Here is a 14,797-nt window from a genome sequence, read left to right on the forward strand (position 1 = left end):
CCCGGGCGCCTTCAAACGCGCCAGAACATCGGCGTGAACAAAACCAACAAGGTAAATACCTCGAGCCGGCCCAACAACATGGTGAAGCAGAGTATGGCCTTGGCGGTATCAGAGATCGACGAGTAGTTTGCCGCCACTTCGCCGAGGCCGGGCCCAAGGTTATTGATGGCGGCTGCCACTGCTGAAAATGCCGTAGTGAAATCCAGGCCGGTGGCCATCAGCAACAGCATGATAGTGATAAAGCTGGTGGTGTAGACGGCAAAGAAGCTCCAAACGGCACTTACCACGCTTGCTTCTACCCTGCGGCGCCCTACTTTCAGGGGAATGATCGCGTTCGGGTGAATAAGTTGTTTCATTTCGCGCACGCCCTGCTTGTAAATCAGCATCAGACGCATCGCTTTCATGCCTCCGCCGGTGGATCCAACACAGCCTCCCATAAATGAGAACATCAGTAGCATCACAGGCAGGAAAGACGGCCAGTGGGCAAAGTCCTGGGTCGCGAAGCCTGTTGTGGTCGTGATGGAAATGGCCTGGAAAATACCGTGTACGACGGCATCTGAGGCCACCAGGGTCTCACTGATGATGAGATAGGCACATGTTGTTGCCACGCAGATCAGCAGCACGCTCGAGAAAAAGCGTGTCTCTGAGTCCTTGCGGTAGGGGGCGATACTGCGCCGGCGCCAGAAAATAAAGTGCAGGCCAAAGTTGATCGCCGAGATATACATAAACAAGCTGCAGATCATCAGGATCGTATTGCTCTCAAAATAACCCATGCTGGCGTCGTGCGTGGAGAAGCCGCCGATGGCGACGGTAGAGAGAGAGTGGGCAATCGCGTCGAAGCCCGTCATACCTGCAGCCCAATAGCAGAGCGCGCAAACGATGGTCAGGGAGATGTAGACGGTCGCCAGCGCCTTGGCGGTTTCGGTGATTCGAGGAGTGAGTTTGCTGTCTTTGGATGGCCCGGGTGTTTCCGCTTTGTAGAGCTGCATCCCGCCGATGCCAAGCATTGGCAGTACGGCAACGGCGACTACGATGATGCCGATGCCGCCCATCCACTGGAGTAGCTGACGATAGATCAAGATCGATTGCGGCAGTGTATCCAGCCCCACGATCACGGTCGCGCCAGTGGTGGTCAGGCCAGAGATAGATTCGAAGATGGCCTCGGTTGTGCTCAGTTGGAGGCTGTCGGTGAGGGCGAAGGGCAAGGCACCGAACAGCCCCAGCACGCTCCAGAATAACGAGGTGATCAGAAAGCCGTCCCGAATCCTTAGCTCGTGCTTGGCATTCATTACCGGCACCCAGATAGCCAGGCCGGAAAAAAAGGTGATGGCCAGTGCCATCAGGAAACCGTTGGCGGTATTGTCATCGTTCAACAAGGCCAGTACCAGCGGTACCAGCATAGTGCTCGAGAACAGCATCAGCAGAATGCCGAGGATGCGGAAAGATACGGACAGGTGCATGGCCTAGAAGAACCCGAAGCCTACGGCGAAAAGCTTCTCCACGGCGCTGATCTTATGTCTGTCTACCAGGAACAGGATAACGTGATCGTCGGTCTCGACCACCACGTGACTGTGGGCGATCAGTACGTCCTCGCCGCGCACAATGGCGCCGATGGTGACGCCCTCGGGCAAAGGGATTTCGTCCAGGCGGCGCCCCACCACTTTGCTGGAATAGGCATCTCCATGGGCAGTGACTTCAATAGCCTCGGCGGCACCGCGGCGCAAGGAGTGCACATTGCTGATATCGCCACGGCGCACGTGAGTGAGCAGGCTGCCGATGGTGATCTGCTGGGGCGAGATGGCGATATCGATCTCATCCCCGACAAGTTCCGCGTAGGCTGAATTGGTGATCAGGGTAATGACCTTTTTTGCCCCCATGCGCTTGGCCAGCATCGACATCATGATGTTTGATTCGTCGTTGTTGGTCAGCGCGCAGAACACATCGGTAGCCTCGATGTTTTCCTGGAAGAGTAACTGTGGCTCAGAGGCGCTCCCGTTGAGCACGATGGTGTGCTTGAGCCGCTCAGACAACACCTTGCAGCGGTCGTAGGATTGTTCGATAACCTTGACCTTGTAGTCGTCCTCAATGGACAGGGCCAGGGTGGCGCCGATATTGCCTCCGCCGGCGATCATTACTCGCTTATAGGGCTTATCGACCTTGCGCATCTCTGCCATCACGGCGCGGATATTTTTCCTCGCGGCGATGAAGAAGATTTCGTCATCGGCTTCTACCACCGTGTCGCCCTCAGGCATGATGGCGCGGTCCTGGCGGAAGATCGCGGCGACTCGCGTGTCCACCTTGGGCATGTGGTTACGAATTTCCTGCAATTCGTGGCCCACGATGGGACCGCCGTGATAAGCGCGAACGGCGACGAGCTGTACCTTGCCTTCGGCAAAGTCGAGCACTTGCAGGGCGCCCGGGTTGGCGATGAGTTGCTGGATGTTCTTGGTCACCAGTTGTTCCGGGCCAATGATCACATCCACGGGAATGTGATCCCGGGTAAATAGCAGTTCCTGGTGCGCGAGGTAGTTTGGCGAGCGTACCCGAGAAATCTTCGTGGGTGTGTTGAACAAGGTATGGGCAACCTGACAGGCCATCATGTTGATTTCGTCTGAGTTAGTTACAGCGATCAACATGTCGGCGTCTTCGGCGCCAGCCTTGAACAGGGTGTTGGGGTGCGAAGCACCGCCTGTGACGGTACCGATGTCGAGGCGATCCTGCAGGGAGCGGAGCTTACCGCCGTCCGTGTCTACGACAGTGATGTCGTTTTGCTCGTTGGCCAGGTGCTCGGCAAGCGTGCCGCCAACCTGGCCTGCACCGAGAATAATGATTTTCATAGTTGCGGACGGGGCTCCCCCTGAATACGAGGAACAATAAAGAAAAGGCCGACACAATGTAAGGCCTGCAACTTGGCAATTTGCACACCCCTGACCAGGGTCAGTTTTTTCTGAGCACGCAGTAGTAGAGTCCGTCCGGGCCGGCGCTGGTCGGGAGCAGTTGCCGCCCGTGCTGGGTTGCTTCCCCCCAGGCCATAGGCAGGGAGGTGCAAGACGCCTCCTGTTGCTGGGAGAGAAAACGGCCAATCGTGCCGTCGTTTTCCCCGGGGATAACCGAGCAAGTTGCGTAAACCAGAGTACCGCCAGGGCGAAGCAGTGGCCAAAGCCCCTGCAATATCGACAGCTGCAGGTCGCTGAACCCCGCCACGTCTTCCGCAAGCCTGAGCGACTTCACATCGGGGTGGCGCCGGATCACACCGGTCGCAGAACAGGGTGCATCTATGAGGATCCGGTCAAAACTGGCGTTGGCGAGCTGGCCGGGTGGTTGGGCGCCATCGCCTTCGAGCAGTTCAGCGCCCAGCGCCAGCCGCTCGAGGTTTTCCTGAACCCGCAAGAGGCGTTGGGGGTCGACATCCATGGCAATAATGTCGGCCAGATCTGGCTGCATCTCCAACAGATGACCGGTTTTGCCGCCCGGGGCGGCACAGGCATCCAGTATCCGGTCGCCGGGTTGGGGGTCCACGACGATTGCGGCCATTTGGGCTCCCTCGTCCTGCACGCTCACCTCGCCCTCAGCAAAGCCTGGCAAGGCTGCCACGTCCATCGGTTGCGTTAGATAAACCGCTGCGGGGCTGAGTTCGCCGGCGCGGGCCTCGATGTCGGCTGCAGCAAGTTTGGTCAGGAAGTCTGCGCGGGTGATGCGGCTGAGGTTTACTCGCAGCACCATCGGCGGTTGTTCATTGTTTACCGCGACCATACTTGCAGCGTGCTCCGGCCAGCCCTGGTGCAGTGCCTGGTAGAGCCAGTCCGGGTGACAATCGCGTGCGGCGGGTGAAAGCTCAGCTACAAGGCTCTCCGCTTCCCGTAGAAAACGCCGCAAGACGGCATTGGTCATGCCCTTGGCCCAGTTCTTCTTCAGGCCCCGTGTGGCGCCTACGGTTGCTGACACCGCGGCGTGATCGGGGATGCGTGTCTCTTCCAGTTGGTACAGGCCGCAGAGCAGCAGGGCGTGCACATCACTGTCCTTGTCGCGCAGGGGTTTGTCGAGTAGCTGCTGTAAAAGTGCTTCCAGCCGGGGAGCCCGGCGCAGCGTGCCGTAGCACAGTTGTTGTAGCAGGCCCCGGTCACGCGGGCTTACTTTGTCGAGCATGGGCGGCAAGACCCGGTTCAGGGAGCGGCCATCGAATACATCTGCCAGCACTCTGGCGGCGGCTACACGGGTGTCCATCGCCATTAGTTTTCTGCCTGTGGAAGTGGTTGAAATTGTGTGCCTGGGCTCAGGAGGTCGGCGCTACCGTTGAGCGCTTGTTCTGCGCTCAATGGTTTACCGCCTGGCAACTGCAGGCGCTCAATGGCCAGCTGGCCTGTACCGCAATTGACCAGGATGCCATCTCGACCGGCTCTTAGAATGGTTCCTGGAGGCTCACCAAGCGGCGCGTTACCCGCCGGTCGGGCACTCCAAATCTTGACTCTCTGGCCGTTCAACAGGCTGAAGCATACCGGGAACGGGTTGAAGGCACGGATCGCCAGATCCAGCTCGGCCGCGTCCCGGTGCCAGTCGATTTCTGCCTCTGCCTTGAGAATTTTGTGGGCGTAGTTTGCCTGGCTATCGTCTTGCTGTTGGGCGCGCTGCTGGTGCCCGGGAAGGTCGGCTAGAACGTCGAGTAACAGCGGGGCACCGCAATGGGCGAGCTCATCATGCAGGCTGGCGGCGGTCGTTTCAGGGCCAATAGGCACGCTGGCGGTGGCCAGCATGGCGCCGGTGTCCAGGCCTGCATCCATCTGCATGATGGTCGTGCCGGACTGTGCATCGCCGGCTTCGATGGCTCTCTGGATCGGGGCTGCACCGCGCCAGCGGGGCAATAGCGATGCGTGAACATTGATACATCCCAGACGCGGTGCCTGCAGCACTTCCGTCGGCAAAATCAAGCCGTAGGCCACGACGATCATTGCATCCGCACCGAGCGCAGCGAGTTCTGCCTGCGCCTCTGGCGTTTTCAGGCTGGCGGGTTGGTAGACCGGGATGCCGGCCGCTTCGGCGAACTGTTTGACCGGGCTGGCCTGTAGCTTCTTGCCTCTCCCGGCGGGGCGGTCGGGTTGCGTGTAGACAGCTATAAGTTGGTGCTCACTTTCATTTAGGGCCTTTAAGTGAGAAGCCGAGAATTCCGGTGTGCCGGCAAAAATCAGTTTGAGGGGGGTCATAATCAGGCCCGGCGACGCTGGCTTTTCTCCAGCTTGCTACGGATGCGTTTGCGCTTTAGTGGTGACAAGTAGTCGACGAAAAGTTTGCCGTCCAGATGGTCGATTTCGTGCTGTAGGCAGATTGCCAGCAGGCCGTCGAGCTCGTTGCTGAACTCAGCGCCATCGCGATCCAGGGCCGTTACTCGTATCCGTTGCGGCCGATTGACCGTCTCATAGTAGCCGGGCACCGACAGGCAGCCCTCGTCGTACTGGCCCAGTTCGGGGTCCAGTATCTCGACAGCCGGGTTGATGAAAACCATGGGGTCGGTCTGGTCTTCCGACAGGTCGATCACCAGAATGCGCTCATGCACGTTCACCTGGGTGGCGGCCAGACCGATACCCGGGGCGTCGTACATGGTTTCCAGCATGTCGTCGATCAGGGTGCGGTGTTTGTCGGTGACCTCGCTTACGGGTGTTGCCACAGTGCGCAGGCGGGGGTCGGGGAATTCCAGTATCTCTAGTACTGCCATCAAATCTGCTCTTTTCGGGAATTTTCGGGTGCAGGCCGGGTGCGGGAATAATAACATTTACACTTGCCACCAACACATAGCGGCAGCACACTTGATGAAGTGATTATACTGCCTTGGAATATGGGGAGCCTAATAACGTCTATATTTGTCATTATTGGGTGATTGAGGCTATGCAGGGATGAAAAAAATGAAAACAAGGTCATTCTCGATTTTTGTACTGCTCGGAGCGCTGTTTTTTAGCGGCTGGTTGCACGCAGCGGTAGAACTGAATGAAGACGTACCCGAGGTCTATATCGTCAAGAAGGGCGATACTCTCTGGGGCATCTCAGGTATGTATTTGCGTGAACCCTGGCTCTGGCCTGAGTTGTGGGACGTAAACCCCCAGATCGACAACCCTCACCTCATTTACCCGGGTGACGAACTGTACCTGGTGTGGGTGGACGGCAACCCCCGTCTGCGCATGCGTCGTGGCCGGGATGTAAAACTGGACCCATCCATGCGGGTCTCTCCGCTGGATCTGGCGATACCTGTTATTCCGCTGGATGAGATTGGTGCCTTCCTCGCTCGCCACCGAATTGTCAGCGCCAACGAGATGAACGATTCCGCCTATGTTGTGTCTGGTGATCAGGGTCATTTGTTAAGTACTCCGGGAGACAAGATATACGGCCGCGGCTACTTCCCTGAGGGTGAGCGGGCCTATGGCATCTACCGTTCTGGTGACATCTACCGCGACCCGTTCACGGAAGAACTGTTGGGTTATCAGGCTATGGATATTGGTGGCGCCAAGCTGCTGTCCAGTAACGAAGATCGCATAACCGAATTGCAGATCAACCGTGTGTCCGAGGAAGTGCGTAACGGCGACCGTCTGTTGCCGCTGGAAGAGAAGGTGCTGGACGCCACTTTCCAGCCGCGTGCACCGGAAACTGAGATTACAGACGGCTACATGGTCGCTGTTGACGGCGGCGTCACCCAGATCGGCACCACAGATATCGTGGTATTGAACAAGGGTGATCGCGACGGCCTGGAGGTCGGCCACGTGTTGGCGATCTACCAGACGGGTGAACTGGTATTTGACAAGGTCACTGAGGAGAACGTGCGCCTGCCGGACTCCCGCGCGGGCCTGGCCATGGTCTTCGAAGTTTTCGAAAAAGCCAGCTATGCCATTGTGATCAAATCGAATCGCGTGTTGAAGGTTCTCGACAAGGTCAAGAACCCTTAACAGCGTAAATCAGGCGGCAGGAAGCCGCCCCCGGGGGAGCAGCCCTCCCCTGCCCTGAGCCAGCCGACATTGCGTCAAGGATGATGTTATGTGTGTTGAAGACCCCCTGCGTGCCGCGCTTAATGCGGTAGACGCTTCAGTGTTATCCCTTGCGGACGACAACTACCCTCCCTTGTTGCGCGAAATCCCTGACCCGCCTCCTTTACTGTATGCACGGGGCGACCTCTCTCTTTTGCGCGAACCGCAACTTGCCATTGTCGGCGCCCGTAGCGCGACGGTCGCTGGCCTGAAGCTGGCCGAACAGATAGCGGCGACGGTTGTTGAGGCTGGCCTCCATATCTGCAGTGGCCTGGCCCGGGGGGTCGATGGGGCCGCCCATCGCGGCGCCTTGCGCGGCGGTGGCAAGACCGTGGCGGTGATGGCCTCCGGTATCGATATCTTGTACCCGGCGCGGCACCGGGCGCTGGGCGAAGATATTTGTCGCGCCGGGTGCCTGATTACCGAGTTTCCGCCCGGTGTGACGCCGCGCCCCGAGTTCTTTCCACGGCGCAACCGGATAATCAGCGGCATGAGCCTGGGTACTCTGGTGGTCGAGGCGGCGCTGCCCAGCGGCTCGCTGATCACTGCCCAGACCGCCCTGGAGCAGGGCCGCGAGGTGTTCGCCCTGCCCTGGTCTCCCGCCCACAAAGGCGGTGCTGGCTGCCTTAAGCTGCTGCGCGATGGAGCGAAAATGGTGACCAGGGTGGACGACATTCTCGAGGAGCTGGGCGCCTTGCATGGCCTGCAACTGGACCTGTTACAGCAGGCCGAAGCCGGAACCACCACGCGCTCTGCTGTGCTTGACCTGTTGGGCTGCGAGGTTGTCACGCTGGATGGACTTATCGAGGCGTCTGGCAGCCCTGCGGCCGAGGTGGTGGCGGAGCTTTCACGCCTGGAGTTAGGTGGTCATATCGAGCGAAGCGCCGGCGGCTATATCCGTGTAGTGTAGTGCTGAATTCGCTTGCCAAAGCCGCGTTGGTTGGTTAATTTCGCGCTTCTCGGCGGTTCCTGGCAGGCCTTATTTTGGTACAGCGTATATCACAGCTACAACTAAGAAGTGCGCGAGATGTGCTCGCATCCGGAGGTGTAGTTGCATGCCCTACTGAAGCTGTCTGGGGGCTTTCCTGTGACCCTGATTCAGAATCAGCGGTAGCGCATATTCTCGACCTGAAACAGCGGCCGGTGGAAAAAGGCTTGATCCTGGTAGCGGGTTCGGAGAGTCAGCTCGCTTTTCTACTGCACGACCTTCCCCCTGCGCAGCGCAATATGTTGAGCGAGTCCTGGCCGGGCGGTAATACCTGGTTGGTGCCTCACCAAAACAGAATCCAGCCGTGGGTCCACGGGGCACATGACACGGTGGCGGTGCGCGTAACGGACCATCCTGGCCTGCGTCAGCTCTGCCGTGCGTGGGGTGGCCCGCTGGTGTCCACGTCCGCCAATCCCGCCGGTGCGCAGCCTGCCAGGGCCGCGTTTCAAGTGCACCGTTATTTTGGCGACGACCTTGTGCACATTTTCCCCGGCAGTGTTGGCAGGAACGCCCGCCCCAGCCAGATTCGAGATCTGGCGGGAAACATTCTCAGGGCCTGATCAGCTATTTTAAACGCTGGTGGCTGCGTATAATGGCGCACCGCTCCACCGTGCAAGGAAAGCATCCAATGCAAGTTGACCAGGTCAAGGCCTACCTATTGTCCCTCCAAGAGAGCATCTGCGTGGCGCTGGCGGAAGAAGATGGCGCCGCTGAGTTTATCGTGGACGAATGGGAGCGTCCGGAAGGTGGTGGTGGCCGCAGCCGGGTGTTGGCTGATGGTGCCGTTTTTGAAAAAGCCGGGGTCAATTTTTCCCATGTGATGGGCGCGCAGTTGCCTGCCTCTGCCAGCGCTTCGCGGCCAGAGCTTGCTGGTCGAAGCTATCAGGCCATGGGTGTCTCCCTGGTGATTCACCCACGCAACCCCTACGTACCGACCTCTCACGCCAATGTGCGAATGTTTGTTGCCGAGAAGGACGGTGAGCCGCCAGTTTGGTGGTTCGGTGGTGGCTACGACCTGACGCCCTATTACGGTAATGTCGAGGATTGTGTCAGCTGGCATCGGGTGGCGGCAGATGCCTGCGCTCCGTTCGGCGACGATGTCTATCCACGCTTTAAAAAGTGGTGCGATGAATACTTCCATCTCAAGCACCGCGGAGAGCCCCGCGGCGTCGGCGGTCTGTTTTACGATGATCTCAACAGCTGGGATTTTGATACCAGTTTTGCTTTTATGCGCGCTATAGGTGACTCCTTCGTCCCGGCCTACCGGCCGATTGTGCAGCGGCGCAAAGCTACTCCCTACGGCGAGCGCGAGCGCGAGTTCCAGTTGTACCGGCGCGGACGTTACGTTGAGTTTAATCTGGTATTCGACCGGGGCACGCTGTTTGGCCTGCAATCAGATGGGCGTACCGAGGCGATTCTGATGTCGCTGCCGCCACTGGTGCGCTGGGAGTACGACTACCGGCCTGAACCCGGGTCAGCGGAAGCGAAATTGACAGAGTACTACCTGCGGGATCGCGATTGGTTGGGAGAAGCTGGCAATGCCTGACATCGATAAATACGCTGTTTTCGGCAACCCCATCAAGCAGAGTAAATCGCCGACGATTCACTCCGCGTTCGCAAGCCAGTGTGGCCAGAGCATCCAATATCGCGCGGTGCGTGTGGAGGAAGGTGACTTTGAGCGAGCCGCGCGTGCGTTTTTCAAGGAAGGCGGTCACGGCCTGAATGTTACCGTGCCGTTCAAACAGGATGCGTTCAAGCTCGCCGACCGTCTGAGTGAGCGCGCGCGACGGGCCGGTGCGGTAAATACACTGACGCTGGCGGAGGATGGCACCATTGATGGCGACAACACCGATGGCATAGGCATTGTCCGCGATATGATCGCCAATCTGGGCTGGATGGTACAAGGCATGAGAGTGTTGATCATAGGCGCCGGTGGCGCGGTGCGCGGTGTGCTCGAGCCGCTGCTACGGGAGCGTCCAAAAGCACTGTTGATCGTGAACCGGACAGCCGCTCGCGCGGAGCAACTGGCCACTGAATTCAGTGACCTGGGCCCGGTTGAGGGTGGCGGCTACGATTGTATTGGAAGCCGACAGTTCGATTTGGTGATCAATGCCAGTAGTGCCGGCCTGGCGGGCGAAGTCCCTGACCTTCCTGCGGACCTGTTGACCGAGCACAGCTGTTGTTATGACATGGTGTATGGCAATGATCCCACGCCGTTTATGCGTTGGGCGGCCCAGCAAGCTGCCTGGGCGGTCGCTGACGGCCTCGGTATGTTGGTCGAGCAGGCGGCGGAGTCGTTTTATGTCTGGCGTCGGCAGCGACCGGAAACCCAGTCGGTGATCACTGAGCTCAGGGTGGGGATGGAGGCAGCCTAGCCGTTCTCCAGCTCAGCAATGTGTTGGTCCTTCAGGCGTACATAGTTGTTCGCACTGTAGTTGAAGTAACTCATTTCGCCTTCGCTCAGCGGGCGTTTTTCGCGCGCGGGGCTGCCAGCGTAGAGATAGCCTGAGCGCAGCCTCTTGCCTGGGGTGACCAGGGCCCCGGCGGCAATAACCACATCGTTTTCAATCACTGCGCCGTCCATCACGGTGGCTCCCATCCCTATCAGCACCCGGTCGCCCACGGTGCATCCGTGCAGCGTCGCATTGTGGCCGATGGTGACATCCGCACCGATGATGAGAGGCCAGCCATCAGGGTTGAAGGGGCCTGCGTGGGTGATATGAAGAACACAGCCGTCCTGGACACTGGTGCGCGGGCCGATCCGAATTCGGTGCATATCTCCGCGGATCGCGACCTGTGGCCACACAGACACATCATCTGCCAACTCGACATCGCCGAGGACAACGGCAGAGGGGTCGATTAGCACCCGTTCACCCACGCTGGGACGGGTGCCCTGAAAGCTGCGCAGGCTGGTATTCGTGTAGTGTTGCATCGCTGGTCTCGCTGATGTTGGAGGGCTGCTACAATAGCCACCCCCGGGCCTTATGGCCAGTACTCGAGAGCCGCTGAAGATGAAGTCTGATCACACCCGTCGTCGTTTTATTGCCGGAGCTGTCTGCCCCCGCTGCGGAGCGATGGACAAGATTGTGGTTGATATGGATACCCAGCAGCGCGAGTGTGTTGCCTGCGATTTCAGTGAAGCTCGACCTCAGGATAGTGCCGAGCCCAGCGAGGTGCCCACCCGGGTGAGTCGTGCCTCGGCGCGCCGGGTAGAAACCCCTGCCGAGGTGGTGACGCTGGTTGACCCCCGCCAGGATCCGGGAGAAGACCAGCGCTAGCTGGCCAGACGTAACCGGATTTGCTGCGGTGAACCGGTCAGGGTAGTGCTGTCCACCAGCGGAGGGATAGGGACATCGGTGCCAGGTAGTGATTTCACCCTGGCCCAGACGTGCTCACTTTGCAGCAGGTTGGAGGCCGCAAATTGGACGAGTCGCTCCAGTCGCGTGGCGAATTCGTCGCCCAGCAGATGATGCACAATCAGGTTGGCTTCGGTCATGTCCAGGGGCAGCAGTGGCCGCTGAACATGGCGGACGTGGTGGTCGTTAACTTCCTCCAGCAAGCGATGTGCGAGAAAGGCCTCGTCCAATACTGCTTCCAGGCCACCAACATCGGGTAATTCCCCGGGCGGGCAGAGAAAGTAATCCTCCGCCATATGCAGGAAGGGGGCGGCATAATCGAAAAACCCCAGCCGTTTGCTCACCGCCGTTACCAGGCTCAGGCACCCAGGCACGCTTTCCACGTAATCGATCACGAACGCAAGCAGGGCGTCTTCTTCGCCGTCTTTTGGAAACTCAAGTTTGGAACGCAGCGCTGGTAGGCGTTGCCGTAGCCGTTGTTGGAAATCATTCGTCCGCGCTTCATGGGCCAACGCAGCGTTGATGCTTTCCCTGATATCGGTAGTGCTCATACCGCCACCCGACAAGGAGTTGTTACCATAGGTAGTGATAAAGGCTAGTACAAAGCGTTGGATTTGCTACTTGCCTGGGGGAAGCCAGCCGTGCCCGGCGCTGATTTTACGGTAGCAAAGATAGAGAGAAATACCCCGGAAGAGGTTGAAAGCACTGAATGCCAGCCACAACCCATGATTGCCCATGCCGGTCGTGACGTACCACAGTGGTAGATAGACCCCCAGGGTTGCGAGCAGCATGGTTGTCATCATATAGCGAGTCTGGGCGCTGCCGATGAATACCCCATCGAGCAGGTAACTGGGGGCTGCCAGCAACGGCAGGATAACTAGCCAGGGGTAGTACAGCAGCATTAGTTCTTTTACAGAACTAATGCTGGTCAAGGTATTTACAAGCGGCCCCTGTAGCACTAACAGGGCAATGCTGACGAGAGCGGCGGACACAGCCGTCCAAAAAGAGCACCGCTTGACTACAGCGTAGAAGCCATTCTGGTCCCCTGCCCCAAGGCGATTTCCAGACAACCCTTCGGCAGCATAAGCGAAGCCATCCATGGCGTAGGCACCCATTAATAACAGCTGGATTAGCAGGGTGTTGGCAGCGAGAACGTCGCTGCCGAAGTTCTCCCCTACCGCGGTAAAAAAAGCGAAACTGAAGAGCAGGCACACGGTGCGAAAAAACAGGTACTGGTTGCTTTGCAGTATCAATTTGTAAGCGCTTACTATCTTCATATCGTCTGCAATACGAACCCAAGACATATGGGAGCGCTGACGCCAGACAGTGTAGAGTGCGAGTATGCAGCCCAGGTATTCGGCGATTACCGTTGCTATTGCGGCACCATCACTGTTGAGCCCCATGCCGATAACAAACAGGAAATCGAGAGCGATATTGGTAAGGTTGGTCGTCACCACAATAAGTAGTGGCCAACGCGTGTCCTGCCGGCCGATACACCAGCCGACCACGGTGTATGTCAGCAGCACAGCGGGTGCACTGACAATCCGGATATTGGTGTAGCTGTCGGTGAGCGGCGCAAGCCCTGGTGCGGGAGTCATTAACAGCATTCCCAGATCCAGCAGAGGCTGGTGGAGCATCAGGACAAGGGCTGCTATGCACAGTGCGATAACACTCGACCTAAATAATACCAAAAAGGAACTATGATGGTCCCCGGCCCCTTCTGCGAGTGCTACCGGCCCAGTTGTTCCCATGCGCAGGAACGAGAAGCCCCAGTACAGGAATGAAAGCAGCGCAGCGCCCACCGCGACAGCGCCGAGGTAGCGGCTGTCGTCGAGGTGGCCAAGAATGGCCGAGTCCACGAGCCCCAGAAGTGGAATGGAAATGTTCGACAGAATCGCCGGCCAGGCAATACCCCAGATTTTGCGATCAAGCGCCTTGTGCGACGTCATATCTGGTTAAACCTGCCCTCAGTTACGTGCCGTAGGCCTTTGATTTGTGGAAGATTGCAGCTTCCTGAGAAGACGAAGTTCTTTGGGTTTCGCACCAATATGGTTATACTCGACGCGTTTTTTCCCCTGCGTCCAATTGTCGCACTGCGGGTAAAACGAAGTCAGCTGGTAAATCGTACCCTGTCTTTGCATCTGGTGACCGGCCCCCCGGTACGCCAGAAGGTGGCACCTGTTGTTTAGCGACAGCCCACGAGGTGATAAGCAAAGCCAAGGTTAACAGAGCATATGCCAGCTGGGGGAAAATCATATAACTAGACAATCTAGAAATGGAGACACGCGTAATGTGTTGTATCGCGAAGCGGCTATTTAGGCTCGCGCTCGGCCCTATGCTGGTGTTGTTAAGCTCCGCTGCCCTGGCAGCACACGGTGACATGAACGAATTGAACATGTCCCCGGGTGTTACTGATGTGGGCGCGCAGATCTACGACCTGCATATGATCATTCTTATCATCTGTACCATTATTGGTGCAGGTGTGTTCGGCGTAATGTTTTATTCTATTTACGCTCACCGCAAATCCAGGGGTCACGAACCGGCTACCTTCCATGAAAGCACTAAAGTTGAAATCGCGTGGACCGTGATTCCCTTCTTTATTCTTATTGGTATGGCCTTCCCAGCGACATCCACGTTGCTTGAGATCTATGACAACGACGATGCAGAGCTGGACGTCATTGTCACTGGCTACCAGTGGAAGTGGAAATACGAATATATGAACGAAGATGGCGAAAACGTCAGCTTCTTCTCCAATTTGCGTACCAGTCAGGGCGAGATCTACAACACTGAAGACAAAGGGGAACACTATCTGTTGGAAGTGGATGAGCCCCTGGTATTGCCTGCCGACACCAAGGTTCGCTTCCTGGTCACGGCCAACGACGTAATCCACTCCTGGTGGGTACCCGAGCTGGCGGTCAAAAGAGATGCGATTCCCGGCTTCATCAACGAGGCCTGGACCAAGACTTCTGTTGAGGGCGTATACCGCGGTCAGTGCGCGGAACTGTGCGGTAAAGATCACGGTTTCATGCCTATTGTTGTTAACGTCGTGAGCAAGGATGAGTACGCCCAGTGGCTGGACGGCAAACAAGCTGAAGCTGCGCAAATCAAGGAACTGATGGCCAAGACCTTCACTCTTGATGAGCTAATGGAGCAAGGCAAGTCGGTCTATGATCGCAACTGCCTGGCTTGTCACGGCGCCAACGGCGAAGGCGGTGTTGGCACCGCTATCGCTGGCAGCCCAATTGCGACCGGCGAGCTCGGAGGCCACCTCGACGTAGGTATTAATGGCGTGCCCGGCACCGCTATGCAGGCCTTTGGCCCGCAGCTGAACGATGTCGATATGGCGGCGGTAATTACCTACCAGCGCAACGCATTTGGCAACAATATGGGCGACATGGTTCAGCCCATAGATGTTTTCAACCACAAGAAAGGCTAAGGGGAGGATTTAA

The 14,797-nt window shown here is 57.9% G+C and carries 15 protein-coding genes; 7 read left to right on the top strand and 8 right to left on the bottom strand.

The annotated features are described in order from the left end of the window. Positions 1–11: 11 nt before the first annotated feature. From EY643_RS00070 to def, 5 genes are all read right to left on the bottom strand, one after another. Positions 12–1,460 (bottom strand): TrkH family potassium uptake protein, encoded by a 1,449-nt coding sequence (locus EY643_RS00070; protein ID WP_152660284.1) that lies wholly within the window; start codon positions 1,458–1,460, stop codon positions 12–14. Positions 1,461–1,463: 3 nt separating this feature from the next. Further along, complete coding sequence (trkA, locus tag EY643_RS00075) at positions 1,464–2,837, bottom strand: Trk system potassium transporter TrkA (protein WP_152660285.1); 1,374 nt, start codon at positions 2,835–2,837, stop codon at positions 1,464–1,466. Between the two features lie 100 nt (positions 2,838–2,937). Then, on the bottom strand, positions 2,938–4,230 hold the full coding sequence (gene rsmB / locus EY643_RS00080; protein WP_205743108.1) for a 16S rRNA (cytosine(967)-C(5))-methyltransferase RsmB: 1,293 nt from the start codon (positions 4,228–4,230) through the stop codon (positions 2,938–2,940). Next, positions 4,230–5,198 (bottom strand): methionyl-tRNA formyltransferase, encoded by a 969-nt coding sequence (gene fmt, locus EY643_RS00085; RefSeq protein WP_152660286.1) that lies wholly within the window; start codon positions 5,196–5,198, stop codon positions 4,230–4,232. Before fmt ends, rsmB begins: the two co-directional genes overlap by 1 nt. Before the next feature lie 2 nt (positions 5,199–5,200). Beyond that, entirely contained in the window at positions 5,201–5,707 is a 507-nt protein-coding gene (gene def, locus EY643_RS00090) for a peptide deformylase (protein WP_152660287.1), read from the bottom strand. 187 nt (positions 5,708–5,894) lie between these two features. Here def and EY643_RS00095 point away from each other — a divergent pair, with 187 nt between their 5' ends. From EY643_RS00095 to aroE, 5 genes are all read left to right on the top strand, one after another. Next, complete coding sequence (locus EY643_RS00095) at positions 5,895–6,926, top strand: LysM peptidoglycan-binding domain-containing protein (RefSeq protein WP_152660288.1); 1,032 nt, start codon at positions 5,895–5,897, stop codon at positions 6,924–6,926. An 88-nt stretch (positions 6,927–7,014) separates the two neighbouring features. Beyond that, the gene (gene dprA / locus EY643_RS00100) at positions 7,015–7,914 is read left to right on the top strand and encodes a DNA-processing protein DprA (RefSeq protein WP_152660289.1); all 900 of its coding nucleotides are present in this window, start codon (positions 7,015–7,017) and stop codon (positions 7,912–7,914) included. 119 nt (positions 7,915–8,033) lie between these two features. Then, positions 8,034–8,552: an L-threonylcarbamoyladenylate synthase type 1 TsaC gene (gene tsaC, locus EY643_RS00105; RefSeq protein WP_240732773.1), complete on the top strand. Its 519-nt coding sequence runs from the start codon at positions 8,034–8,036 to the stop codon at positions 8,550–8,552. A 68-nt stretch (positions 8,553–8,620) separates the two neighbouring features. Continuing rightward, positions 8,621–9,538, top strand: coding sequence for an oxygen-dependent coproporphyrinogen oxidase (gene hemF, locus EY643_RS00110; protein ID WP_152660290.1), 918 nt, complete (start codon positions 8,621–8,623; stop codon positions 9,536–9,538). Continuing rightward, the gene (gene aroE, locus EY643_RS00115) at positions 9,531–10,367 is read left to right on the top strand and encodes a shikimate dehydrogenase (protein ID WP_152660291.1); all 837 of its coding nucleotides are present in this window, start codon (positions 9,531–9,533) and stop codon (positions 10,365–10,367) included. The genes hemF and aroE overlap by 8 nt, the downstream gene beginning before the upstream one ends. Here aroE and EY643_RS00120 read toward each other — a convergent pair. Continuing rightward, positions 10,364–10,924, bottom strand: coding sequence for a gamma carbonic anhydrase family protein (locus EY643_RS00120; protein WP_152660292.1), 561 nt, complete (start codon positions 10,922–10,924; stop codon positions 10,364–10,366). The two genes, aroE and EY643_RS00120, sit on opposite strands and share 4 nt — an antisense overlap. Positions 10,925–11,003: 79 nt before the next feature. Here EY643_RS00120 and EY643_RS00125 point away from each other — a divergent pair, with 79 nt between their 5' ends. Then, positions 11,004–11,270, top strand: coding sequence for a YheV family putative zinc ribbon protein (locus EY643_RS00125; protein ID WP_152660293.1), 267 nt, complete (start codon positions 11,004–11,006; stop codon positions 11,268–11,270). Here EY643_RS00125 and EY643_RS00130 read toward each other — a convergent pair. Both EY643_RS00130 and EY643_RS00135 read right to left on the bottom strand, forming a co-directional pair. Further along, entirely contained in the window at positions 11,267–11,899 is a 633-nt protein-coding gene (locus EY643_RS00130; protein WP_152660294.1) for a hypothetical protein, read from the bottom strand. The genes EY643_RS00125 and EY643_RS00130 overlap by 4 nt on opposite strands. A 66-nt stretch (positions 11,900–11,965) precedes the next feature. Beyond that, complete coding sequence (locus tag EY643_RS00135) at positions 11,966–13,297, bottom strand: MATE family efflux transporter (RefSeq protein WP_152660295.1); 1,332 nt, start codon at positions 13,295–13,297, stop codon at positions 11,966–11,968. Between the two features lie 386 nt (positions 13,298–13,683). On the opposite strand from EY643_RS00135, the gene coxB reads away from it, so the two are divergent. After that, positions 13,684–14,784 (top strand): cytochrome c oxidase subunit II, encoded by a 1,101-nt coding sequence (gene coxB, locus EY643_RS00140; protein WP_420841658.1) that lies wholly within the window; start codon positions 13,684–13,686, stop codon positions 14,782–14,784. The last annotated feature ends 13 nt before the right edge of the window (positions 14,785–14,797 follow it).

The sequence above is a fragment of the Halioglobus maricola genome (assembly GCF_009388985.1).
GTDB classification, from domain to species: Bacteria; Pseudomonadota; Gammaproteobacteria; order Pseudomonadales; family Halieaceae; genus Halioglobus; species Halioglobus maricola.

Coding starts and splice junctions, on each gene's coding strand:
- EY643_RS00070 (WP_152660284.1), bottom strand. CDS start 1,460: ATGCACCTGTCCGTATCTTTCCGCATCCTCGGCATTCTGCTGATGCTG.
- trkA (WP_152660285.1), bottom strand. CDS start 2,837: ATGAAAATCATTATTCTCGGTGCAGGCCAGGTTGGCGGCACGCTTGCC.
- rsmB (WP_205743108.1), bottom strand. CDS start 4,230: ATGGCGATGGACACCCGTGTAGCCGCCGCCAGAGTGCTGGCAGATGTA.
- fmt (WP_152660286.1), bottom strand. CDS start 5,198: ATGACCCCCCTCAAACTGATTTTTGCCGGCACACCGGAATTCTCGGCT.
- def (WP_152660287.1), bottom strand. CDS start 5,707: ATGGCAGTACTAGAGATACTGGAATTCCCCGACCCCCGCCTGCGCACT.
- EY643_RS00095 (WP_152660288.1), top strand. CDS start 5,895: ATGAAAACAAGGTCATTCTCGATTTTTGTACTGCTCGGAGCGCTGTTT.
- dprA (WP_152660289.1), top strand. CDS start 7,015: ATGTGTGTTGAAGACCCCCTGCGTGCCGCGCTTAATGCGGTAGACGCT.
- hemF (WP_152660290.1), top strand. CDS start 8,621: ATGCAAGTTGACCAGGTCAAGGCCTACCTATTGTCCCTCCAAGAGAGC.
- aroE (WP_152660291.1), top strand. CDS start 9,531: ATGCCTGACATCGATAAATACGCTGTTTTCGGCAACCCCATCAAGCAG.
- EY643_RS00120 (WP_152660292.1), bottom strand. CDS start 10,924: ATGCAACACTACACGAATACCAGCCTGCGCAGCTTTCAGGGCACCCGT.
- EY643_RS00125 (WP_152660293.1), top strand. CDS start 11,004: ATGAAGTCTGATCACACCCGTCGTCGTTTTATTGCCGGAGCTGTCTGC.
- EY643_RS00130 (WP_152660294.1), bottom strand. CDS start 11,899: ATGAGCACTACCGATATCAGGGAAAGCATCAACGCTGCGTTGGCCCAT.
- EY643_RS00135 (WP_152660295.1), bottom strand. CDS start 13,297: ATGACGTCGCACAAGGCGCTTGATCGCAAAATCTGGGGTATTGCCTGG.
- coxB (WP_420841658.1), top strand. CDS start 13,684: ATGCTGGTGTTGTTAAGCTCCGCTGCCCTGGCAGCACACGGTGACATG.